This is a genomic window from Pseudalkalibacillus salsuginis, assembly GCF_021646685.1.
Taxonomy (GTDB): Bacteria; Bacillota; Bacilli; order Bacillales; family Fictibacillaceae; genus Pseudalkalibacillus; species Pseudalkalibacillus salsuginis.
In genome coordinates this window covers 756369-780071 of record NZ_JAKJHW010000001.1, presented here as the reverse complement: position 1 = coordinate 780071, position 23703 = coordinate 756369, and the positions used below count along the sequence as shown (strand labels likewise).

Here is a 23703-nt window from a genome sequence, read left to right as displayed (position 1 = left end):
GTTATGAATATGATTAACAACATGAACGGAAGTGAAAGAGAATGAAGAAGACTTATAAGCTTGTATACGCGGCGATGTTTGCTGCTGTCATTGCTGCTCTAGGCTTAGTACCCCCAATCCCAGTACCAGGTTCACCTGTTCCTATTACAGCACAAACACTTGGTGTCATGCTAGCGGGAGGCCTTCTCGGAGCACGTCTGGGCGGTTTGAGCCTGCTCGTTTTAATCGCCCTCATCATCTCGGGAGCCCCTGTCCTTTCGGGAATGAGAGGGGGGATCGACGAGCTTGTCGGACCAAGTGCAGGATATATTTTAAGTTGGCCGCTCTCCGCTTTCATCATTGGTTATCTAGTTGAACGATCCTGGAGGAATCTGAAGATGTGGAAGGTCATTTTAATTAATATTTTCGGTGGAATCCTCCTGGTGTATACGGCTGGTATTCCTGTAACAGCCTTTGTGCTGGATCTTCCGCTTACGACAGCGATCATATCTGCACTTGCCTATGTTCCCGGAGATCTAGCGAAAGCGTTGATTGCGGCATTCATCGTAGTGAAAATGAAGAAGAGTAATCCCGTTCTCACAAATAAAAAGAAAAATCTTGCTGCATAAATTGGATATGATACGCTTATGAAAGAGGTTAGTCTATAGACGAAACCTCTTTCTTTCCGTTATGACCATTCAAAAATAGTTTAGGCGGGTAAAAAGATGATTATCAATTGCATTAGAGAACAAGTAAATTTACATGCAGAAAAAATTGCTGTTCAAACGGCATCAGCAACATTTACTTATAAACAAATGATAGAAGAAATAGACATAACAGCTTCCCGATTGTATGAAAAAAAACCGATTTCGAATGGTACGTTAGCCATCTATTTTCCGGAAAATAGAGTTGAATTCATCATTTATTTTCTCGCAGCATCCTCTATTGGATGGAAAACCGTACCGGTAGACCCTAAATTACCTGTGGAAAAAGTAAGAAAGATCCTTCAAGATAGTGAAACAGACATCCTCATCACCGATACTTATCAACAATGGTGGGATGGGGCAATGATCTTTCCTGATATTGATTGCTCCCCCACTACATTAATAAAAAACAACTTGCCGAAAGCGACATGGGAATCAATTTTTTACTTGGGATATACCTCCGGGACGTCAGGAGATCCAAAAGGTTTCGTCCGCACGCAAAGGTCGTGGACGGAAAGCTTCCGGAACACTGGATATGAATACAATATTCAAGCTGGGGATCAAGTGATCATCCCAGGTTCACTCGTCCATTCCCTATTCTTATATGGCACATTGCATACCTTATCAACTGGGGCAACAGTGGAACTATTGGGACATTTCTCTGCAGACTCCTTAGCCAGGCGTGTGGATCGCCATAAGAAAACAGTGCTTTATGTCGTTCCTACCATGATGGAAACGCTTTTGAACCAGCCGTATCCACAATGGGAAGACATCAACCTGATCATATCTTCAGGTTCGAAATGGAATATCGATCGAAGAAAAAGGGTTGAAGAAATGTTCACAAATGCTGAGTGTATTGAATTTTACGGTGCTTCCGAATTAAGTTTTGTTTCGATTCTACACCACAGAGTCGCGGCAGAGAAAATGGATTCTGTCGGCCGACCTTTTTCCGGAGTGGAGGTATCGATACAGGACAAGCATTTTCAAGAGGTGCCTTGTGGGGAAATTGGTACTTTATATGTAAAAAGTAAGATGGTCTTCAAGGAATACCATAAACTGCCTCAGGAAACAGCGGATGTTTTTCGAAATGGCTGGGTGACAGCTGGAGACTTGGCCCGTGTTGATGAAGAAAGCTTTATTTACCTTGTCGGAAGGGCGAATCAAATGATCATCAGTGGCGGGCTCAATATCTATCCAGATGAAGTTGAACAAGTTTTCCAAACTGTTCCTGAGGTAGAAGAGTGTGCGGTAATGGGAATGCCGGATCCGTATTGGGGCGAAAAGGTGGTAGCCTTCATCAAGTGGCGGCACGGCAAAGAGGATATAGAGCTATTGAAAAGAGTCTGTCTTGACCATTTGCCAAAATATAAGTGGCCGAAAGAATTCATTACGGTTGATGAGTTTCCACGCACCGTAAGTCAAAAAATTGCGCGAAATGAATTGATCCAACTTTTTCCGGAGGGCTTTAGGAATCATGAATGATGTTTATATCTTGGAAGCGAAACGTACCCCGATTGGAAAGTTAGGTGGACAGCTGAAGCACTATCCACCAGAAAAAATGGCTGCTGAACTGATCCGGACAATTGTGAAGGAACTGGGCATACCTCCTAAGGAAATCGACGATGTCATCTTAGGCAATGTGGTAGGACCTGGTGGGAATATTGCCAGGTTGGCCAGCCTGACTGCAGGTTTACCAGTCGAAGTGCCTGGTGTTACGGTCGATCGCCAATGTGGTTCAGGGTTGGAGGCAATCAATCAAGCCGCTAGATTGATCCAGTCTGGCGGTGCGGAGCTTGTACTGGCAGGCGGGGTAGAGAGTACCAGCCTTGCCCCATGGAAGATTGAAAAACCCCCTAGCCTTTACGATTTCACTGGTCCTTCATTTTATAACCGAGCAAGGTTCTCACCAGAGGAAATTGGTGATCCCGAAATGGGAGAAGCTGCGGAAAATGTGGCTGATCAATTTGGAATCTCAAGGGAGGACCAGGATCGTTACGCCTTGCAGAGTCATCAAAAAGCTGTTGAATCTCAGAAGGATGGGCGGTTTGACAATGAAATCATGCCTCTGAAAAATGGAGTTATTCGAACCGATGAATGCCCTCGTGAGAATACATCCTATGAAATGCTTAGCCGTTTGCAACCTGTATTCAAAAGCGGTGGTACTGTAACAGCGGGAAACACATGTCCGCTCAATGATGGTGCCTCGATTGTCGTATTGGCTACAGAAAAGAAATGCTTCCAACTTGGGCTCAAACCTTTTCTGCGCTTTGTCGATGCATGTGTAGCAGGGGTTGATCCGAATTTACTTGGCATTGGTCCGATACCAGCAATTAATAAATTATTGGCAAGGCAACACTTGTCCGTAAAAGATCTAGATTTGGTAGAATTCAACGAAGCCTTTGCCTCACAAGTTTTGGCCTCGATAAGGTCACTAGGGATTCCAGAGGAAATCGTTAATATAGGAGGGGGAGCGATTGCGCTTGGTCATCCTTATGGAGCGTCCGGTGCGATTTTAATGACGAGGATGTTTCATGAAATGCAAAATAGTATCGCGAGAAAAGGTCTGCTGACGCTCGGAATCGGTGGGGGGCTTGGCTTGGCGACACTAGTTGAAAAAAGTCGGAGGATTGAATATGATAAGGAGCGGTCAGCTAACAGGACTTTTTGAAATAAAGGTGAAGGTAAATGAAGCGGTAAAGTTCGCCGAAATCCTCAACGATTTACCACTCGCAAAATCAGCCAGGACCGGCCAACCCTTTGTTCCAACAACCTATCCGATTGTATTTTGGCAGAAGGCTGAAATACCCTGGTTAAAAGATATCGGTCATCTTGTACATGGAGAACAATCCTTTTCTTATAAAAAACCGATGCTTACTGAACACACCTATTATGTTGAAATCAAATTGGTTGATGTAAAAGAGAAGGAAGGAAAGGCTGGAAAGGTCGTTTGGCTGATGCATGAAATGTATGGTTATCAAGATCAAGATAAGGAGCATCTGGTTTTTATAGGGAAGACCAAAGCGATGTTCAGGACGGGGAGAGGATCATGAAAAAGTCACATCGACTTGTATTTTCAAAAAAAGATATTCAGGATTATGCTCTGGCAAGCGGTGATTACAACCCTATTCATTTATCAGAAAAAGAAGCCCAACAAATGGGCTTTAAAACATGTTTGGTGCATGGAATGCTCGTAATGGGGAGGGTTGGCGGGATAATACGATCCCATTATGGAAGCCAGACTCTTATAAAAGATTACAGTGTACGGTTTCAAGCACCGGTTTATCCAGACAGCATACATCAGCTTGAGGTTGAAATAACTGAACAGGAATCATCCTTTCACCTTTATTCTGAAGATGGTACCTCAGTAATGATCGGAAAGCTTTCTTAAATCGTAATGTTAATTTTTTCATAAAATGAGATTCGAGACACTATCGTGGGAAAAGCTAGCCAAGTAAAGCCACTTAGTGACCTGCAATTAAAAGACCTTCGACTAAAAACCACCACGTCCTGTGGTGAACATGGCCTATACGGACATTCGGGCGTAAAAAACCGGTGAAAGTGCTCTATAAACACTCTATACGGACATTTGAGCGTGAAAAAGCGGGTGAAAGTGCTCCATAAACACTCTATACGGACATTCGAGCGTGAAAAACCGGATGGAAGTGCTCCATAAATGCTCGATGCCACCACACCCTGTGCAAGTGAGGAGGCTTTTCGGTTCGAATGCGGTAAGGGAGTGAATTCAACAATGTAACAGAACCAACCGGAAAAGGCAGTACTTTCACCACAATTGGAGGCTGATAATGAACAATAAGGTGGCAGTAATAACTGGATCGACACAGGGGATAGGAAAAAGTATTGCACGACGATTGGCTCAAGAAGGGGCATCTATCGTCGTTAATGGAAGGGATTCAGATAAAGTAGATGGTGCAGTGCGGGAGCTGAAGCAAATACATGATCGTGTTTCTGGTGTTCCGGCTTCTGTCACGTCTGATGAAGACTGTAAACGAATCATTGAGAAAGCCATTGATTCATTTGGCCGGATCGATGTGCTGATCAATAATGCCGGAGTTACCAGGGACCGTATATCATATAAAATGACGATACAGGAGTGGGACGAGGTCATTGAAACGCATTTACGCGGAACATTCGCCTGTACAAAATATACCGTATGCACCATGAGAGAGTTAGGAATCAAAGGAACAATCATCAATATGACTTCCAAATCGGGGATGGAAGGTTTAGTCGGACAATTGAACTACAGTGCTGCAAAAGCCGGCATCAATGGGCTGACGAGAACATTAGCTAAAGAACTTGAGCGGATGGGAATTGATGTATATGCCATTGCACCAGTCGCTGAAACGAATATGACCCGCCCTGTTATTGAAATGTTGAAAAGGGAAGCGGATAAACAAGGAAAACCAATTCCTGATGAATGGAAAATGGGTTCTCCTGATGATGTTGCCCTATTGGTTTCGGTTATTTTGGAAAAGAGGCCTGAAACAGGATCGATCTTTTCAGTCAATGGTGATAAAATTGGCCGATGGAAGGCTCCTGTGCATGAGCCGATCCTATTCACCTCTGTAAATTCGACAGATAATGCGATATTTCATTCTTTTTCCCAAAAAAGAGGTATAAATACCCCTAAATAATGACATTTTTCGAGTGATGATGTATAATAGGCGTAAGATTCTGAAAAATAAGAGCATGTCTTATAAATCGTAGATAAAGGCAAACCCATTGAAAAGTGGGGACGCAAAACTAAAGGGGCTAAGTTGTTGGAACAATAGGTCAGCCAGTTGTCGGAACGATACATCATCGATTTATGAGATAGGTCCGATAAGGTGTGAAGGGTATGGCCTTTTATCAAATCTTACTGCCTATGTCATCATTCATTCTGGTTTACACATTTGTCTTATTCATCATTTCTACCGTTATCAAGGGAATGTCTGATCGCTGGATGAATGTCTTATTCAATACGGGGATCATTTTTGGTACAATACTTTGGGTGTACTTGCTAAGCAAATTTGATATGTTATAGATTTATCGATTATTTTAAGTAAGCAGCATATTATCGATTCTTTATTTTCTTAAAATAATATTAAACCGATAGGGATTTATTGTATTAAATTTTTTTTGCAAAATTCTTACCACCGTAAATTGGGATGAACCTTTATATATCAACAACTTCGCAAGTTTCCATATTTTAGATGCGCAACGAATTTTGCTAAACCCCTTTCCGCGTTATTTTTATGCGGTTATAATGATTAGTAACAACTTAAAAGGGGGATGGTTATATGGCGACATTAACCATGTTAAGGTTATCAGAAGAGGAGCAAGCTTTGTTATTGGATGTGATGTTGCAACAACGATATGCATCTGAACTAGTCAGCAGCGAGATAACAGATATAGAGACAGGACAGAAAAAATGCGAGGAAACTCGGATCAAGCAATTGAATAACTTACTAGTGAGATTACATAAAGCTGGTGTTTAGTTATTGAACATAAATAGGACTGACCTGGAGTGTTTTAACACTTTCCTTCCAGGGCAGTCCTTTTTTTACTTTATTCGTCCCATTCAAAAGCCGGCCTAATTATCCAATAAACCTTTTCGTCGCGCTTCCATCCGCCACTCAGCTTCTTTAATATACCTTTTTGAAGCCGTGTTGCGGGTTCGCAAATACGACCAATAATTTGTGTAGTTAGGAGGACGAAATTCAGTAGGAACCCTGCGAGCATAGCCCCACCAATTCATTTCTTGGTTTTCTAAGAGGATTAGATAGTGATCGTATTCTCTTTTCATTTTTGTCTTACACTCCTATAAATTCTTCTTTAAATACATTCTGTCTTTTATGGGTGATTCATATTCATGAAAATGAAAAATACAATGAGCTACAAGTACATCTATATGGTATTAAACTCATAAAGTGTACAAATGATGGATTCTTTAAATAACTGCTCCTTAAAGCCTATTTATCGTTTGGAAAAAGGCGTTGTTCAACTTCTTATGGAATTAATTACTATGACAATATTGTTAGGAGGAGTAAGCCTATGATGGAACAAGTATTGATATTTGCCTCTGTCTTAGCTCCGATTGTCACTGGTTTGACTGAAGTCGCAAAACATACGTTTAAAATTTCAAAAAGGTTCATATCACTTATCAGCCTGATCATTGGTCTTTTGATCGGAATGGCAGCTTTTCCACTGACTGATCTGGACTGGACTTTAAGAGTATGGGCTGGAGGCATGGCTGGTCTTGCTGCCACAGGATTGTATGAGGTCGGAAAATACCGTGTGCGCCACCGTCGAAGATAAGTGATCGTAGAGATGACGTGAGGATACACGTAAAACTAGCTTCACTAGTTTCCCTTAAAATGGGCACATTAATGATGGATTAGTTGAGTTCCTTCAGCTGCTGTTTCATATAATATTCTAGGGGGAGTACAAGCTGGAGGTATTTTTGAATGAGTTGGACATATTTTACCGTCTCCATGGTGGTCAGTGTCCTAACGACCCTAGCTGCCGTATATTTGAGACAGAAAATCAAAATCAAGCTAGAAAAAAAGCAGAACCAGGAAACTGCCAAGGAACTAGCAAAAACGGTCCTGTTACAAGAGTTACAAGGTAATTTGAAATTGTATTTACGGAAAGAGTCTCGGAACGGAGGAAGCCTTCAGGACTTTTTAGAGCTAGGAAATTTAGAAATCCAGGGCAGTGAGAAGATTTGGAAAGACGTCTATCGATTCAAACTGGAAGATTGGGATAAAGTGAAATACGAAATAGCGAAATTGGATCCCACATTGGCAGACGAATTATTTAAAGTTTATCAGCAAATTGAAATCATTGATGCGCATGCTCAGCTGGAATCCCCGATATTCAGAGTGGATCGCCTTGGCTTTAATAAATTCACTGAAAAATACGAAACGATCATAAACGAACTAAAGACGTAAAAAAATCATTACCTGTTACCGGGGGTAATGATTTTTACATAACCGAAAATTGAGGTTAGAAGTAAACATGGAGATAACAATAATCGGGTCTTTTCGGCACAACCATTCATTATTTTTTAAAAATGATTATTATTCAACAAAACATTCATGTTGGTGAAAAAAATGCCGAACGTTTCTTCTAGTCATATTGGCATAATTTAGAAAAGCGGAAGAGGGTTATTGAATTTTCATATGGAAGGTTATAAGACAATTACATAATGTTTTATCACGTTCTGGAAAAGGTATAGTAATAATGAAACTAGTTCAGAATAGTGAAGATGAGCATTATGACTATAAACAAAAAGGGGAGTTAGGAAATGAAGAAGAGTATAGCCCCATTGATCATTGGCATGTTTATCGCATTTGCTCTTTTTTGGGTAGGTCATCCAGCAAGTTCTACATCCTTCCAAATCGGTGGTGGATCTGAGCTTCCTAAAAAAACATTCTCAAAAAGCCAAATTGAAGTTCAAAATGAACCATTAGCTATGAACGCCAATTTAGAATATGCAAATGAGGAAGAAAAGGTCAAAACAACATCTACTGGATCGAATATAAATGTTGAGGCACCAAATAAAAGCGATTTCGTACAGATTGCAGAAACATTCATGCAAGAGGTTGTCCAACCAACGGATGTAAATTATAAGGTTTCGGATTTTGATACGAAACAAGGGTTGGTCAGATACTTAAACCAGTATGTGTCAGAAAAAGTCGCGAAATATTATGTGGATGGACTCTACCAAGAGGAACAGGACGGGCTTTATATCATCCCCACTGAATTGCCGCCTTGGATTGAAAAAGGTAATCCGTCCACTTTGAAAAAAGTAGACGAAAACCATTACCAATTGGAACAGAATAATAGCAGTGACTTATATGGAGATTATTTTATACAATTGAACTTTAAGAAGAATGGTGACAACTGGATCATTGAATCTGTAAATGTCCAGTAATGTTGACCGCATACACATCAAGGACTGATCTGGAGGGAGAAATGACTACTCCTTCATTAGATCAGTCTTTTGTTTCCACTTAAAGAAAGTATAACAACATTCTTCAGTATAAGGGTAACTAGGGCTTAGCCATAGGCTTGGCTTTGCCAAGTTTTCTTTAGTTATTGATGGATAAGAAAAATGTTTTTTTCTCCGAGATACGGTAAAATAATCATACGACTTCCATAAAGTATGGATAAACCCAGAATATTACGGCAGAGTCGACGGCTAAGAATAAATTGGAGTTTTGTAAATGAGTTACTATACTTTTGAAGATTTTTATAAAAATACAGTGGAACTATCCTTCACGGATCATCCATACTCCTTAACACCTAAACATGTATGGGTCATTTGCAGATTCAAGGGTCAATGGCTTTTGACTGAACATCCACGCCGAGGTATTGAATTTCCGGGCGGCAAGGTAGAAAAGGGAGAATCCGCTGAAAAAGCCGCTGTCCGTGAAGTTTTTGAAGAGACAGGCGCCACAGTGGATGCATTGACTTATCTTGCCCAATATCGTGTCAAAGGTAAAGGTGGTACGATCATCAAGAATGTTTACTTTGCAACTATCGAAAAAATAAAAATAAAGGCCCATTATTATGAAACTAATGGACCTATCCTTATGAAACAACTTCCTGAATCGATAAAAAACAATGATAAATTTAGTTTCATGATGAAAGACGAAGTACTCCAGCGAAGTATGGAATACATTTTTAAAAACAAAATTCTTCAGCTCTGACGTTTACGAAGAAGGTTTTCAAGCATGCCGACCCCTGTGTACATAATGGTCGCCATTACGGCAATGACGAGCAGGCTAAGTAAAACCAATGTGAAGTTGAATACTTGGAATCCATATATGATGAGATAGCCTAAGCCTTGTTTTGAAACAAGGAATTCACCAACGATGATACCTACCCATGATAAACCGACATTCACTTTCAAAGTTGAAATAATCGTTGGGATGGCGGACGGGAAAACGACTTCGTTAAATACCTGTTTCTTATTTCCGCCAAAAGTTTGAATAACTTTTATATAATTGTCATTCGTTTCATGGAATGCACTGTAAACGACTAAGGTTGTTATGATGACAGAGATCAGTACACCCATCGCGATGATGGATAGATACCCTGGCCCAAGTGCGACGATAAGAATGGGACCCAGGGCCACTTTCGGCATGGCATTAAGGACGACAAGATAAGGATCTGACACTTTTGATACAAATGGAGTCCACCAAAGAACAGCAGCCACAACCGTTCCAAGAATCGTGGCAATGACGAAACTGGCTATGGTTTCACCAAACGTCACCACGCTGTGCGTTATCAAGCTTCCATCCATGATTTTCACATAAAAAAGGTTTAAAATTTTGCTTGGTGAACTAAATAATAATGGATCGATCAACGTTTTATTCGAGGCGATTTCCCATAGTCCGAGGAAGGTGAATAACATGAACAGCTGTGTGATGAACACCTGTTTTTTTGTTTTCCGTTCACGTTGCTTGAATTCTTCATATGCCAAGTCAATCTTCGTCTTCAAGCTCATTCAACTCCTCCCAGATCATCTGGAAGATGTCTTTAAAATCCTCATGATTTCTTACATCAAAAGGCTCCATCTTTGCTAAATGTTCCGGTATAGTATATTCTGACTTGATCCTGCCAGGGTTTGCTGAAAAGACAATGACACGATCGGACATGGCGATTGCTTCTCCGATATCATGCGTGACAAGTAAAGCTGTTTTCTGATGTTCCTTTAAAGTCGTGAAAACGAGATTTTCAAGCTTTAGTTTCGTTTGATGGTCCAATGCTGAGAAGGGTTCATCCAGCAAAAGCAGCTGGGGATTGGTCGCCAATGTCCTTACCAGCGCAATACGCTGCCTCATCCCGCCGGATAGCTCGTGAGGATACTTTTTATTTGTATCTCCCAGATTCATATGATCAAGCAATTCGAATGTCATAGCCTTGCTCATATCATTCAAGTTACCTTGGATTTTTAATCCGAGCAGGATATTTGCCTCAATCGTTTTCCATGGTAATAAATAATCCTGCTGGAACATGTACCCTATTTGATCATAGGCTTGCTTGACTGGCTCATTACGTATGCTGATCGTTCCAATTACCGGTTGGAACAGGCCGGCGATCAATGATAATAGGGTCGTTTTTCCACACCCGCTTGGTCCTAGGAAGGAGACGAATTCACCTTCCTGGACTTCAAGAGAGATATCTTGTAGGGCCATAGTTGCTGAGTCCGTTGAAAAGTAAGCGTGGGTGAGTTGATCTACTGTTAAAAATGCCAAACCCATCTCCTCCCGCTATTTTGCTACACTTTCGGCAATTTGTGTGTTGACCAGGATGCCATGCTCGACCTGTTTAGGAAGCTCGCCAGCTTCATCCATAATATTTTGCAAGTTGTTCCATTCCTCAACATCAAGGATCGGATTCGTTGCAAAACTGTGTTGTTTTTTGTAGCGTTCGGTTGACGATTCAATCAAATCGATCGGTGTATCCTCGAAGTAAGGTTCAATCACAGCAGCGATTTCTTTGGAACTATGACTATCGACCCATTGCTGTGCTTTGTATAAAGCCTTCGTGAATCTCTCCACAATATCTTTGTTGTTTTTGATGTAACTTTCTTTGGACATGAAAGTCGTGTACGGAAGTTTGCCGGATTCGGTTCCGAACGAAGCTACGACATAACCGATTCCTTCCTTTTCAAACAAGCTGGCAGTTGGTTCGAATAATTGTACATAATTCCCAGTGCCAGAGGCGAAGGCGTTCGGAATGTTACCAAAATCCACATTTTGGATCAGATTCATATCCTTATGTGGTTCGATCCCGTGTTTTTTCAAACCAAATTCCCCAGCCATCTGTGGCATCCCGCCTTTCCGCTGTCCAAGGAAAGTGCTGCCCTTCAGCTGTTCCCAATTAAAGGTTTCAGGTTTTTCTCGGGCTACAAGGAACGTCCCATCCGTTTGCGTCAATTGCGCAAAATTGATGACTGGATCCGTTGTACCTTGAGCATATACGTAAATCGACGTTTCTGAACCGACCAGGGCGACATCAGCCCCGTTAGATAAGAGAGTTGTCATCGTTTTATCTCCGCCCCAAGTTGTGGTAAGTTCAATATCAATCCCTTCATCTTCAAAAAATCCTTTTTCTATGGCAACATATTGTGGAGCATAAAAAACCGAGCGTGTAACTTCAGCGACTCGTACTTTATCATTAGTCGATCCATTGGAACAGCCAGCTGCTAGCAGGCTGGAAGCAATGAGTACGGATGCGGCTCCTATGATGTATTGTTTGAACCCTTTAAGCATTTGTATCCCTCCACAGACTTAGATGCAATAGTGTATGAAGCGTGTTGGCAATATGTGTTGGTCAAAATCGTATAGAGGTGACATGATGAATCTCTCCAATCGAATTGTAAAAATACAGCGGTTCCCATCACCAAATCCGAATATCAAGTTGTCTATCGTGGCTTACTGGAGTCAAGGTTTACGTGTCAAAGGATTGTTGGCAGAACCTAAAGTCGGTATACCCCTGCCGGGTGTCTTGTATTTACGTGGAGGTATTAAACAAGTAGGCAAAGTCAGAATTGCCCGCATCATTCAGTTTGCCTATCAAGGTTTTGTCGTTTTCGCCCCTTTTTACAGAGGGAATGAAGGTGGTGAAGGAGAAGAGGACTTTTGTGGTGATGATCGGTACGACGCCTTTGAAGCGTTGAAAGTATTAGAGATCCTTCCTTCAACGGATGCCGGATCGCTCCATCTATTCGGTTTTTCCAGAGGGGGAGCGATGGCTTTGTTTACGGCTGCTTATCATCGGAAGTTGGTCAGATCGGTCGTCGTATGGGGCGGTGTAACGGACATGAGGCTGACGTATGAGGAGAGGAGAAGGCTTCGCAAAATGATGAAACGAGCCATCGGAGGCTCCGTTTATAAATATCCCGAGCGATACGAAGAGAGGACGCCGCTTTCTATCGTCGAAGACATTGCAGCTCCTCTATTGATAATCCATGGCGTTCATGATGACAATGTTTCGATTGAACATGCTCGTCGTCTTGAAAGAAAATTGATCGGACATTCGAAGCCCTATAAAACATGGTATTTCGATGACGATCACCACTTCTCTCCTGAAAAAAAGCGCAAAGTGACCCATGCCCTTCTTGAATGGATGAAAATGCAATGATTGATATGTAAAATTTCATCATTTTTGATGAGTTTTTCAATTTGAGGGATGAAGTTTCCGGACTGACTTTCAGAACATTACTCGAAGTTTACTTATCTGAAAATAGAAGGGGAAAACTACAAAAATTTAGATTTAACTACAAAACGAAAAGTATATTAGAAATAATCCCTAAATAAAAAGGAGTGCCCTGAAATAAGGTCACTCCAATTGAGTATTATACGATCGGTCCTGCAGCTTTTATTTCTTCGCTTGCATTTTCAAACTTAGTGAAGTTCTCTTTGAATTTCATTGCAAGTTCTTTAGCTTTTTGATCATATGTTTCTGGATTATCCCATGTTTTCTTTGGTTGCAATACTTCCCCTGGAACGCCAGGACAGCTTGTTGGAATGTGAAGTCCGAAGATTGGGTCAGTTACCGTTTCGGTAGAACGCAATTCACCTTCTAAGGCGGCTTGGACCATTGCCCTTGTGTGAATCAGATCCATTCTCTTCCCTACACCATATTCACCGCCGGACCAGCCGGTATTGACCAAATACACATTCACATCATGTTGAGCGATCTTTTCGCCAAGCATTTGTGCATATCTTTCAGCATGCAATGGAAGGAATGGAGAACCAAAGCATGTGGAGAATGTTGCTTGTGGCGAAGTGACGCCGCGTTCTGTACCTGCAAGTTTACTCGTGTATCCTGATAAGAAATGGTACATCGCTTGTTCTTTTGTCAGTTTACTGATTGGAGGCAATACGCCGAATGCATCTGCTGTTAAGAAAATGATCGTGTTCGGATTCCCGGCAATACTCGGGGTGATGATATTCGGGATTGCATCAATCGGATAAGCCGCACGAGTATTTTCAGTCAATGTCGTATTGTTGTAGTCGACCTTACGTGATTCCTCATCAGAGACAACATTTTCGAGTACTGTTCCGAAACGAATGGCATTCCAGATTTGCGGCTCCTTTTCTCGGGATAGGTTCACACATTTAGCGTAGCAACCTCCCTCGATATTGAAAATCCCATTGTTTGCCCAGCCGTGTTCATCATCACCGATCAGCCGGCGGTTAGGATCAGCGGATAAAGTCGTCTTTCCCGTCCCGCTCAGACCGAAGAATAATGCGACATCGCCTTCTACACCAACGTTTGCTGAACAGTGCATAGAGAGAATATCTTTTTCAGGAAGCATGTAGTTCATGACTGAAAAGATGGATTTTTTGATTTCACCAGCGTATTCTGTCCCTCCGATCAGGACGATCCGCTTTTCAAATGAAATGATGATGAATGTTTCCGAATTTGTGCCGTCCACTTCTGGATCTGCAAGGAACCCAGGTGCTGAGATAACCTGAAATTCCGGGTTGAAGTCATTTAAATCGTTTTCATTTGGTCTGATGAAAAGCTGGCGGGCAAATAAATTATGCCATGCGTATTCATTGATGACTTGAAGAGGGAGCTGGAATGCTTTATCCGCACCAGCAAATCCTTGGAATACGAATGTTTCGTCTTTGTTAGTTAAGTATTCGATTACTTTCTTATATAAGTTATTGAATTTCTCTTCATCAATCGGTTGGTTGACGGATCCCCAATCAATTTTATCTTTCACAGATGGCTCCATGACAATGAACTTATCTTTAGGGGAACGTCCTGTGTATTTACCGGTTTCAACCTGAAGAGCACCTGTCGAGCTAAGTACACCCTCGTGTCTCGCAATTGCCCTTTCTACTAATCTTGGTGTCGATAAATTTTTGTGTGTAGATTCTTTACTTAACAATTCATCTGTTAGAGAGGTAAATTGTGCTGTATTCATATTAACCCATCCTTTTTCACATAAAGTTTAAACCCGTTACTTGCTTAACTCGGAAATAGTATAACATATTTATTTTAATAATGTATACTATTTTTCTGTTTTTGTGACATGATAAACCTATATAAGGATATAAATAGGCCTTAGTACCACTATTGGAATATTCTGTTCCTTTATAGTATTTGTCCAAACCAGAACCTAATACTCTTATGGGGTTTGAAAGTTCATCTTTTGAATTTGGAATTTCGTTGACATAGCACAGGTACTGCGATATGATATTGCGAGAACGGCTACTCTTATTCCGAGTAGGTGGAGGGACAGGCCCAATGAAACCCAGCAACCGACACCGTAGCAGAGGTGAAAAGGTGCTAACCTGAAAAATAAGAGGGTGAAAGGTATACAACGATTCACCTTTCCTCTGAAAAGGAAAGGTTTTTTTTCGTTCAATAGGGAGAATCTATCCTTTCTTATAAAAAAGATTGAGAATAAATAAGATGTTCATACATCACTTTCAGATGTTATAAACTATTGTTGCACTTTCTCATAAGGATATGAGTACCGTATCAATTAAAAGCGATACTTTGAAGATCGTCGAGGAGGTTCCGTAATGGCAAAAAGCAGACGTCTTTTTACATCAGAATCGGTCACAGAAGGTCATCCGGATAAGATTTGTGATCAGATTTCCGATGCAATTTTAGACGAAATTTTAGCAAGTGACCCAAATGCACGTGTAGCGTGTGAAACTTCTGTAAACACTGGGCTTGTCCTTGTTGCAGGGGAAATTACGACTTCTACTTATGTAGATATACCAAAAATCGTGCGTGAAACGGTGAAGGGCATCGGCTATACACGTGCAAAGTACGGTTTCGATTATGAAACTTGTGCGGTTCTCACTTCTATTGATGAGCAATCTGCTGATATCGCTCAAGGTGTCAACCAGGCCCTTGAAGCTAGAGAAGGATTGATGACAGAAGAAGAAATCGAGGCGATTGGGGCTGGTGACCAAGGTTTGATGTTCGGGTTTGCGTGTAATGAAACCAAAGAACTGATGCCGCTGCCGATCTCATTATCCCACAAGCTTAGTCGTCGTTTGGCTGAAGTTCGTAAAAATGAGGTTGTACCATATCTACGACCAGATGGAAAAACCCAGGTGACTGTTGAATATGATGAAAATGACAAGCCTGTACGGGTGGACACCATCGTCATCTCCACTCAACATCACCCTGACGTTACACTTGAACAAATCAAGCGTGACTTGAAAGAGCATGTCATCAATCCTGTGGTGCCTTTGGAGTTGATAGATGAGAAAACGAAATACTTCATCAACCCGACTGGACGGTTTGTCATTGGTGGTCCTCAAGGGGATGCTGGATTGACAGGACGGAAGATCATTGTCGATACGTATGGTGGTTATGCTCGTCATGGCGGTGGGGCGTTCTCCGGTAAGGACCCGACAAAAGTTGACCGTTCTGCAGCATATGCTGCGCGTTATGTAGCAAAGAATATCGTGGCAGCTGGACTAGCTGAAAAATGTGAGGTTCAACTAGCCTATGCAATCGGTGTCGCACAACCAGTATCGATTTCCATCGATACATTTGGTACTGGTACTGTATCTGAAGAGAAGCTTGTTGAGCTGGTTTGGGACAACTTCGATCTTCGCCCGGCAGGAATCATCAAGATGCTGGATCTTCGCCGTCCGATCTATAAACAGACAGCAGCATATGGCCACTTCGGTCGTACGGATATCCAATTGCCATGGGAACAAACGGATAAAGCAAAAACACTTAGAAACAACGCCTAAGATCATAGTCGAAAACCCTAAGCGGCATATTACCGCTTAGGGTTTTTTAGGGTGAAGAAAGTATAGTTTATGATGCAGGATGAATCTTTTGCTTACTTTCTATTGTTCGTAAGTTTAGAGAGTTATACTTTTCAAGTTTGGTTTTTTGCATCTGACTGGATAGCCAAAAGCTTTAGTGTGATTACGTTGTAAGGGAAGGGTAGCAGGTGAGTATAAGGGAAAAAAAGGTTGTTTTGATCCGTTTTTGTAGCAATGGCCTTCCACTGTACTCCGTTTGTTTCCCAATAATTGACCAATTGTTGGAGTGTTCGCTACTCTATAAATCTGGCGATGTTAAGTATACGAAAAAGTGAGCAAATCTTCACCGAATCATTCCTCCTAAAATGGGATCGAAAAGGAATATAGAAGCAAACCTGTCCCCACTCCGATAATTATGCCACCGATTACATCAGTAGGATAATGCATACCAAGATACATTCTTGAAATGGCCACCGAAAGGGAGATCGGTAATAATGCTAACGCTAGCGGTGGATTCCATAGAACGATAGGGGTAATGACAGAAAAGGTTGCTGTCGTATGGCCGGATGGAAACGAATGATCCTTCAACAACCTTGAAATCGTGATCGTATCAGGCAGAACCATGTAAGGGCGTTTCCGTGGGTATAGTTTTTTACTGATTTGAACAGGGATATGGCTGATTGCAAGTGATGATAGGCTTTGTAAAGCTACGATACGTAACTCACCGGAAGCCAAAGCAAAAAGCAAAATACAAATGCTGATCGATCCTGTTGCCCCGCCTAAATGTGTTACAGTCATGAAATACCTGCTTAAAGCTGATTGTTGACATTTGCTGTTCACCCATTGGAAGACAGTGCACTCCCTCTCATGAAGCCAATCAATGACTTTTGTCAACTACGATCTCCCCTTTTAGAAGGATTTCGTTCATTATACCGTTCCAATATGAGTTCAATATCAATAAAGTGTTAAATTTTTGTAGAGATATAGCTCAAATCAGACATTATACTTTCATTTCAGGGGATGATAAAATTGTGAAAGTGGGTATAGATAAGTAGTTGAAGGGATGGAGGGATATGGTATGTATAATGGAATTCATCATGTTTCACTAGAAGTGAAGAAGCTGAAGAAAGCAAGGGCATTCTATGAAAAAGTGGTCGGATTTCAGGTCAGTCCGGATCGGCCGGATTTCGATTTTGATGGTATATGGTACCAAATCGGCAATACCCAGCTTCATCTGATTGTGAATGAAGGGTTGGATGAAGGAAAAAAACCGCCATTAAATAGCCGCGCCCGTCATTTTGCAGTCAGGGTGGATTCAATCGACGACATTCTCGCCCGTCTTGAAAAAGCAGGTTATTGTTATCTGAATAAGCCAACCAGTAAAACTGGCTGGCATCAAGTGTTTGTACAGGATCCAGACGGTAATATCATTGAATTCAACGCTTAGGTTTTTCTTCCATCTGTTTATAGTACTGTCCCCGCTCCACATATTCAGTGCGGATCCGTTCCATATCTTTTAAATCTGCTTCATTCAATTCCCTTACTACTTTCGCAGGACGCCCGAACGCGAGTGAGTTTGGCGGGATTTTTTTACCTGGAGGGACAAGGCTGCCAGCCCCGACAAAGGCACCTTCACCGATTTCTGCTCCATCAAGTACGAGGGAACCCATTCCAATCAATGCATTCTTTCGGATGGTACAGCTATGTAACGTCACTTGATGACCGACTGTGACATCATCCTCTAGGACCAATGGATTGTTTGGACTTTGGTGAAGCATAGAAAGGTCTTGGACATTGACACGTTTTCCGATGAAAGTTGGAGCTACATCCCCACGTATGACTGTATTGAACCAGATGGAGGACTGTTCCTGTATCGTCACATCACCTGAAATGACAACACCGTCTCCAATGAATACTGTTGGATCGATTTTTGGGTCCGTTCCTTTATATCGGTAAATCAAGGTATCATCCTCTTTCTTTTATGAATACATATTTTGTATGAAATCACTTGCAGTTTAGCAAATTATAGAGTAGAAGAAAAGGGGGAGTTGTCTTTGTGGATCTGGGAAGCTGAACATGCAAAAGCAGTAATCGTGATGGTCCATGGCGCTGGAGAACATCATGGAAGATACAAGTGGCTTTGTTCACAATGGGTTGCAAATGGTTTTCATGTGGTCATGGGTGACCTCCCTGGGCAGGGAGCTACCCGCAGGAACAGAGGACATATCTATTCGTTTAACGAATATATAGATACGATTGAAAAATGGGTGGAATCTGCAAGTCAATTCGAGCTGCCTGTTTTTTTATTCGGGCATAGTATGGGCGGTCTTGCAGTCATTCGTGCACTTACAGAAAAAGAATTGCCTGTAAACGCTGTGATTCTCTCATCACCTTGTCTTGGAATTGTCTACCAACCCCCGAAACCTGTTGATGCCTTATCGAGGGTGATCAATCGTGTATATCCTACTTTACGGTTAACCTCGCATAGAGGATTCGGGAAAGCGACAAGATCAAAAGAACGGATTGAAAAAGATATAGAGGATGTTTTCTATGTAAAGAAAGTGTCCATACGCTGGTACAGGGAGTTGATGAATTCAATCAAAATCGCCCATCGGTCAGTCGGTCAATTTCCAGACGTCCCCCTTTTGGTCCTGCAAGCAGGAAATGACTTGATCGTCGACAAAGAAAGTGTAAGGAGCTGGTTCAATAAATTGAATTTGATGGAAAAGTCCTATAAAGAGTGGCCAGAGCTTTACCATGAGATCCTCAATGATCCGGAACGAGATCAAGTATTCCAATATGTCTCGCAATTTGTCAATTTATTATTAACCTTCGAAGAGAATCTTCAAAAGGAGTGAAAGTATGAACGACGTCCCTTCACAGCCATGGTCGTTGATGATGCGGATTTATAAAGAAATCATCCCGAATGTCCATCGGGAGTTGGATTTATGGCGGAAAAAAGCTGAATATATCCCGAATGAAGAGTTAAGGACTCAGGCGATCGCAAGTATCGATTCGAAGACGTTCCATTGTGAGGGCGGTTCGATCTATGCCTTGCTCGCGCTGTATCCAGACCGGCGGAAAGAAGTGATCCGATTCATTGTCGCCTATCAGACGATCAGTGATTACCTGGATAACTTGTGTGACCGGAGTACGTCACTTGATCCCGAGGATTTCAGGATGCTTCACAAATCGATGAGGCATGCCTTAACACCAGGTGTGGCACTTGAGAATTATTATAGACTCCGTGAGGACCAGGATGATGGTGGATATCTGCATGATCTTGTGCTTACCTGTCAGAAAGTACTTGATCAACTGCCTGGTTTCACACAGATCCATTCTGGGTTGATCGAGTTGGCGGAGCACTATTGCAATTTGCAGATACATAAACATGTCATCCATGAAGAAAGAGTCCCCCGTCTTAAGCGGTGGTTTTCTGAGAACGAAAGGAAGCTTCCAGCCATGAGCTGGTATGAATTTTCTGCTTGTGCAGGTTCGACACTAGGGATTTTTTGTCTTGTTTCATATGCCTCTAATGGTGAAGTGGACCCTGAAGTAGTCCATAAAGTAAAAGAAGGATATTTTCCTTGGATCCAGGGGCTTCATATCATGATGGATTATTTGATCGATCAAGAGGAAGACAAGAATGGGGGCGATCTCAATTTCTGTTTCTATTATGAAAGCCAGGATCGGATGATTGACCGTCTATTGCACTTTTTCAAGATGGCCGACCGGTCCGCAAAAGACCTTCCTCATTCTAAATTCCATGCCTTGATTACAAGAGGACTGCTGGGAATCTATTCGACAGATGCTAAGGTGAAAAGACAACGGGATGTCCAAGATGTCTTGAAAAAACTGATGCGAGCAGGGGGAATGTCAGCCTACTACTTTTATTGGAACAGCTGGATCTACCGAAAAGTGAAAGCATGAGAAGGTTGAGTGCCACATCAGGAATCACTGGTGTGGTTTTTTGTGGAATTCAGAAGTCAAAAGGAGTTTTAGAGATAAATCCTGAGTTGTCGGGATAATTTCCGAGTTGTTAAGATAATTTTAAAATTGTAGTGTTAGATACCCGAGTTGTAGGGATAATCCTTTCAGTCAAAAATCTTCGGGCACTATAAGAAAGGGTTTCTGCATTTTAATTTAGTCTTTTAGAAGGTGCTTTCCTATAAAAACGGAACAAAACGAGGCCGGAAAAATAGATTCAGCCTCATTTTTCACAAAATCACTTCTTCTTTTCAACTGCTAACACAAATGGTGGATTGTTTTTTTGATTAAGGAATTGATATTGAATCACATGTGCCTTGGACTGGTCCATACCTTGTAAATAATTCATCAATTCATCTTTTTCCTCTTGTCCGCCGACATGTCCATAATAAACAACAAGGACAATGAGCCCCCCTTGCATCAAAATGTCCAGCAACCCCTCGATTGCAGTAATAGTTGAACCAGGCTTTGTAATGACTGATTTATCACTTCCTGGCAAGTAGCCGAGGTTGAAAACAGCTGCCTGGACAGTACCATGGTGAGTTAGATCGACGTATTCTTTGATATGAGCATGGCTTTCCTGAAATAAGCGGACACGGGTATCCAAACCCTCTTCCTGCAACCTTTTCCTTGTCGCGTCAATCGCATCCTTCTGGATATCGAATCCATAGACGAAACCGTTTTCTCCGACCCGTTCAGCTAAAAATTGTGTGTCATGTCCGTTACCGACAGTGGCATCTACTGCAATCCCTCCAGATTCAACCACTTTTTCCAACAATTCTTTTGCGAATGGCAATACCCGGCTCAAATCCATCGTGTTGACACCTCGGAACCCTGATAATACTTCCCTTGATAGCTGTCACGCCGTTCCAGTTCCGCTTCGATCGAGTTGAGGACGTTCCATTTGTTCATGCTCCACATTGGTCCAATCAAAAGCTCGGCTGGACCGTCGCCAGTCAGCCGATGGACCATTGTATCAGGAGGAAGGACTTCCAATTGATCACAGACGAGATTGACATACGTATCAAAATCCAGGAATTCTACCAAACCCTTCTCGTACTGCTTTACCATTGGTGTCTTTTTTAACAAGTGTAAGAGATGAATCTTGATGCCCTGTACATCCAGTTTTGCCACCTCTCGTGCAGTTCCCATCATCATTTCAGGCGTTTCTTGGGGGAGTCCGTTAATGATGTGGCAGCATACCCGAATTCCGTGCTTTCGAAGTTTATTCACACCGTCTACATAACACTGGTAATCGTGTGCACGGTTGATAAGCTCAGCCGTTTTTTCATGAACCGTTTGAAGGCCGAGCTCCACCCAGAGATAGGTCCGTTCATTCAGCTCTGCCAAATATTCTACGACATCATCCGGCAGGCAATCTGGCCTCGTCGCGATTGCAAGACCGACAACACCCTCTTGTGATAAAATGATTTCGAATTTATCGCGTAGTTCCTCTACAGGGGCATACGTATTTGAAAAGGCCTGGAAATAGCCGAGGTATTTACCCTTCTTCCACTTTTTATGCATACGTTCCTTAACCGTGTTGAACTGTTTAAGGAGATCGTCCCTACGGTTTCCGGCAAAATCACCTGAACCGCTTTGCGAACAGAATGTACACCCGCCAGAAGCGACTTTACCATCACGATTCGGACAGTCGAAACCACCGTCGATCGGAATTTTGATGATTTTTTCACCAAAATATTCTTTAAGGTGTTTATTCCAAGTATAGTATCGTTTATCCCCGAAATGAGGAGGAACAGTTGTTTTTGCAGACATGATTGTCCCTTTCCTGATTCATATTTATACTCAGCATTTTAGCATGTTGGATACGTAGCCGCCAAATGGGAATGAGAACATGGTCCACATCGAGGAAAAACAATTATTCGTAAAAAGAAATACAATTTTTTTGGAAATCTATCTGGAAAATAAAGTATCAATTGTGGTGGGTGCCGTCTTTCTTCTTAGGATGGCCTTTCCTTTTTTTTATGCATAATATTTGTCCTAAACGTGAAATACAATAAGAAGCGGAGAGGAGTGAGCCTGTATTGGAAAAAAGCTCGATCGTTCATACGTTTAGTTTGAACAGATACGCCTTATGGACTGGACTTTTGCTCATTCTTTTTATTACGTTGGGATTTTTTCATGATACTTTGACGCGTTTTGATTTTATGGTCATGAAACAAGTATGGTTACTTCGATCAGACTTATTGAATAACTTCTTCATTTTTATGACGTATGTAGGCTCTGCTTTCGTATCCATTCCGCTTCTGATTGTCTTAGGTACGTATTTTCTAGTCAATAAGAAGATCAAACTTTCGCTGGTCCTCGTCTTTAACTTGATTGGGGTACGGGCAATGAACCGGTTTTTGAAAAAAGGATATAACCGGGCACGACCGGATGAAAATCCGCTACTTGATGTTAGCGGTCTAAGCTTTCCAAGCGGACATGCGATGAACTCCGCTGCATTCATCGGTTTTTTAGGTTACTTACTCTGGACTTACTTAAGGAAGAAAGGGAAGCAGGCAGGATATGCACTTATGGCTACATGGACACTTGTTTTCCTGATCGGTTTCAGTCGTGTATACTTAGGTGTCCACTTCCCGAGTGATGTGATAGCAGGCTTTGCCGCTGGGGGTATTTGGCTTATCCTTACAATTGTATTCTTGAAAGGTTTGACGGATAAGCGAGAGAACGATACAGGGGGATGAGAGATGAAAAGGATTGAGATGGCTGAACAACTTGCTTTAAAAGCCCATGAAGGACAGGTTCGCAAGTTATCCGGAGAACCGTACATTGTCCATCCGATCGCAGTAGCGAATATATTAAAGGAGGCAGGTTTTCCGGAAGACGTTATCATTGCAGGTTATCTGCATGACACGATAGAAGATACAGACTTGGATTTTATAGATATCGAAAAAGCCTTCGGGAAAAATGTTACAGATCTAGTTAGAGAAAATACGGAAGATAAGTCGAAAACATGGCCCGAACGAAAGCAGCATACCGTCGAGGCCATCCGTACAGCCCCTCTGGAAGTGAAAGCATTGATCATTGCTGATAAACTCGATAATTTTGAAAGCCTGAAGGAATCTTTTGAGCAAGATGGGGATGATATATGGAACAAATTCAAGGGTGATAAACAGAAGCAAAGCTGGTATTATCGAAGTGTCGCGGCCAATGCATTAGAGGGCCTGGATCAGGAAGAAATACCCGAATTCTTTTACACCTACAAAAAGATGGTGGATCGATTTTTCGTATAAAAATCG

27 protein-coding genes and 2 riboswitches are annotated in these 23703 nt (G+C 41.9%); of the genes, 18 read left to right on the top strand and 9 right to left on the bottom strand.

Annotated features, from left to right (window positions below; translation table 11 throughout):
* The first annotated feature begins 41 nt into the window (after positions 1–41).
* From L1611_RS03935 to abbA, 7 genes are all read left to right on the top strand, one after another.
* Positions 42–608: a biotin transporter BioY gene (locus L1611_RS03935; RefSeq protein WP_236311788.1), complete on the top strand. Its 567-nt coding sequence runs from the start codon at positions 42–44 to the stop codon at positions 606–608.
* Between the two features lie 96 nt (positions 609–704).
* Complete coding sequence (locus L1611_RS03930) at positions 705–2165, top strand: AMP-binding protein (RefSeq protein ID WP_236311787.1); 1461 nt, start codon at positions 705–707, stop codon at positions 2163–2165.
* A complete protein-coding gene (locus L1611_RS03925) occupies positions 2158–3351 on the top strand; it encodes a thiolase family protein (RefSeq protein ID WP_236311786.1) in 1194 nt (397 codons plus the stop codon). Before L1611_RS03930 ends, L1611_RS03925 begins: the two co-directional genes overlap by 8 nt.
* Entirely contained in the window at positions 3317–3733 is a 417-nt protein-coding gene (locus L1611_RS03920) for an FAS1-like dehydratase domain-containing protein (RefSeq protein WP_236311785.1), read from the top strand. Before L1611_RS03925 ends, L1611_RS03920 begins: the two co-directional genes overlap by 35 nt.
* Positions 3730–4071: a MaoC/PaaZ C-terminal domain-containing protein gene (locus tag L1611_RS03915; protein ID WP_236311784.1), complete on the top strand. Its 342-nt coding sequence runs from the start codon at positions 3730–3732 to the stop codon at positions 4069–4071. The genes L1611_RS03920 and L1611_RS03915 overlap by 4 nt, the downstream gene beginning before the upstream one ends.
* 415 nt (positions 4072–4486) lie before the next feature.
* Positions 4487–5335 carry an SDR family NAD(P)-dependent oxidoreductase gene (locus L1611_RS03910; protein WP_236311783.1) on the top strand — a complete coding sequence of 283 codons (849 nt, stop codon included), beginning with the start codon at positions 4487–4489 and terminating at the stop codon, positions 5333–5335.
* Positions 5336–5403: 68 nt separating this feature from the next.
* Positions 5404–5490, top strand: a riboswitch (cyclic di-GMP riboswitch).
* A 490-nt stretch (positions 5491–5980) separates the two neighbouring features.
* On the top strand, positions 5981–6178 hold the full coding sequence (abbA, locus tag L1611_RS03905) for an antirepressor AbbA (protein ID WP_322972507.1): 198 nt from the start codon (positions 5981–5983) through the stop codon (positions 6176–6178).
* Between the two features lie 95 nt (positions 6179–6273).
* On the opposite strand, the gene L1611_RS03900 is transcribed toward abbA, so the two are convergent.
* Positions 6274–6486, bottom strand: a complete 213-nt coding sequence (locus L1611_RS03900) for a hypothetical protein (protein WP_225064320.1) — start codon at positions 6484–6486, stop codon at positions 6274–6276.
* A 251-nt stretch (positions 6487–6737) separates the two neighbouring features.
* On the opposite strand from L1611_RS03900, the gene L1611_RS03895 reads away from it, so the two are divergent.
* From L1611_RS03895 to ytkD, 4 genes are all read left to right on the top strand, one after another.
* A complete protein-coding gene (locus L1611_RS03895; RefSeq protein ID WP_236312030.1) occupies positions 6738–6998 on the top strand; it encodes a holin in 261 nt (86 codons plus the stop codon).
* A 149-nt stretch (positions 6999–7147) separates the two neighbouring features.
* Positions 7148–7633, top strand: coding sequence for a hypothetical protein (locus L1611_RS03890; protein WP_236311782.1), 486 nt, complete (start codon positions 7148–7150; stop codon positions 7631–7633).
* Between the two features lie 356 nt (positions 7634–7989).
* On the top strand, positions 7990–8619 hold the full coding sequence (locus L1611_RS03885; RefSeq protein ID WP_236311781.1) for a hypothetical protein: 630 nt from the start codon (positions 7990–7992) through the stop codon (positions 8617–8619).
* A gap of 292 nt (positions 8620–8911) precedes the next feature.
* On the top strand, positions 8912–9397 hold the full coding sequence (ytkD, locus tag L1611_RS03880) for an RNA deprotection pyrophosphohydrolase (protein ID WP_236311780.1): 486 nt from the start codon (positions 8912–8914) through the stop codon (positions 9395–9397).
* Here the strand turns inward: ytkD and L1611_RS03875 are convergent.
* The 3 genes from L1611_RS03875 to L1611_RS03865 are packed head-to-tail and all read right to left on the bottom strand — an operon-like array spanning position 9388 to position 11968.
* Complete coding sequence (locus L1611_RS03875; protein ID WP_236311779.1) at positions 9388–10197, bottom strand: ABC transporter permease; 810 nt, start codon at positions 10195–10197, stop codon at positions 9388–9390. The two genes, ytkD and L1611_RS03875, sit on opposite strands and share 10 nt — an antisense overlap.
* Positions 10175–10948, bottom strand: coding sequence for an ABC transporter ATP-binding protein (locus L1611_RS03870; RefSeq protein ID WP_236311778.1), 774 nt, complete (start codon positions 10946–10948; stop codon positions 10175–10177). The genes L1611_RS03875 and L1611_RS03870 overlap by 23 nt, the downstream gene beginning before the upstream one ends.
* Positions 10949–10963: 15 nt before the next feature.
* On the bottom strand, positions 10964–11968 hold the full coding sequence (locus L1611_RS03865; protein WP_236311777.1) for an ABC transporter substrate-binding protein: 1005 nt from the start codon (positions 11966–11968) through the stop codon (positions 10964–10966).
* A gap of 85 nt (positions 11969–12053) precedes the next feature.
* On the opposite strand from L1611_RS03865, the gene L1611_RS03860 reads away from it, so the two are divergent.
* Positions 12054–12839 (top strand): alpha/beta hydrolase family protein, encoded by a 786-nt coding sequence (locus L1611_RS03860; RefSeq protein ID WP_236311776.1) that lies wholly within the window; start codon positions 12054–12056, stop codon positions 12837–12839.
* Positions 12840–13053: 214 nt separating this feature from the next.
* On the opposite strand, the gene pckA is transcribed toward L1611_RS03860, so the two are convergent.
* Positions 13054–14637, bottom strand: coding sequence for a phosphoenolpyruvate carboxykinase (ATP) (gene pckA / locus L1611_RS03855; RefSeq protein ID WP_236311775.1), 1584 nt, complete (start codon positions 14635–14637; stop codon positions 13054–13056).
* 290 nt (positions 14638–14927) lie between these two features.
* Positions 14928–15021, top strand: a riboswitch (SAM riboswitch).
* A gap of 220 nt (positions 15022–15241) precedes the next feature.
* On the opposite strand from pckA, the gene metK reads away from it, so the two are divergent.
* Positions 15242–16435, top strand: coding sequence for a methionine adenosyltransferase (gene metK, locus L1611_RS03850; protein ID WP_236311774.1), 1194 nt, complete (start codon positions 15242–15244; stop codon positions 16433–16435).
* Between the two features lie 378 nt (positions 16436–16813).
* Here the strand turns inward: metK and L1611_RS03845 are convergent, their stop codons facing one another.
* Positions 16814–17347 carry a phosphatase PAP2 family protein gene (locus tag L1611_RS03845; protein WP_236311773.1) on the bottom strand — a complete coding sequence of 178 codons (534 nt, stop codon included), beginning with the start codon at positions 17345–17347 and terminating at the stop codon, positions 16814–16816.
* A 184-nt stretch (positions 17348–17531) separates the two neighbouring features.
* On the opposite strand from L1611_RS03845, the gene L1611_RS03840 reads away from it, so the two are divergent.
* Positions 17532–17900, top strand: a complete 369-nt coding sequence (locus L1611_RS03840) for a VOC family protein (RefSeq protein WP_236311772.1) — start codon at positions 17532–17534, stop codon at positions 17898–17900.
* Here the strand turns inward: L1611_RS03840 and L1611_RS03835 are convergent.
* Positions 17890–18414 (bottom strand): gamma carbonic anhydrase, encoded by a 525-nt coding sequence (locus L1611_RS03835; RefSeq protein WP_236311771.1) that lies wholly within the window; start codon positions 18412–18414, stop codon positions 17890–17892. The genes L1611_RS03840 and L1611_RS03835 overlap by 11 nt on opposite strands.
* Before the next feature lie 93 nt (positions 18415–18507).
* On the opposite strand from L1611_RS03835, the gene L1611_RS03830 reads away from it, so the two are divergent.
* Positions 18508–19311 carry an alpha/beta hydrolase gene (locus L1611_RS03830; RefSeq protein WP_236311770.1) on the top strand — a complete coding sequence of 268 codons (804 nt, stop codon included), beginning with the start codon at positions 18508–18510 and terminating at the stop codon, positions 19309–19311.
* 4 nt (positions 19312–19315) lie between these two features.
* The gene (locus tag L1611_RS03825; RefSeq protein ID WP_236311768.1) at positions 19316–20383 is read left to right on the top strand and encodes a tetraprenyl-beta-curcumene synthase family protein; all 1068 of its coding nucleotides are present in this window, start codon (positions 19316–19318) and stop codon (positions 20381–20383) included.
* A gap of 295 nt (positions 20384–20678) precedes the next feature.
* Here L1611_RS03825 and mnmM read toward each other — a convergent pair whose 3' ends face one another.
* Positions 20679–21254, bottom strand: a complete 576-nt coding sequence (gene mnmM, locus L1611_RS03820) for a tRNA 5-(aminomethyl)-2-thiouridylate-methyltransferase MnmM (RefSeq protein WP_236311767.1) — start codon at positions 21252–21254, stop codon at positions 20679–20681.
* Complete coding sequence (gene mnmL, locus L1611_RS03815) at positions 21245–22216, bottom strand: tRNA modification radical SAM protein MnmL/YtqA (RefSeq protein WP_236311766.1); 972 nt, start codon at positions 22214–22216, stop codon at positions 21245–21247. Before mnmL ends, mnmM begins: the two co-directional genes overlap by 10 nt.
* Before the next feature lie 269 nt (positions 22217–22485).
* Between mnmL and L1611_RS03810 the strand changes: the two genes are divergently transcribed.
* Both L1611_RS03810 and L1611_RS03805 read left to right on the top strand, forming a co-directional pair.
* Entirely contained in the window at positions 22486–23148 is a 663-nt protein-coding gene (locus L1611_RS03810; protein WP_236311765.1) for a phosphatase PAP2 family protein, read from the top strand.
* 3 nt (positions 23149–23151) lie between these two features.
* Positions 23152–23697, top strand: coding sequence for an HD domain-containing protein (locus L1611_RS03805; RefSeq protein ID WP_236311764.1), 546 nt, complete (start codon positions 23152–23154; stop codon positions 23695–23697).
* Positions 23698–23703: the final 6 nt, after the last annotated feature.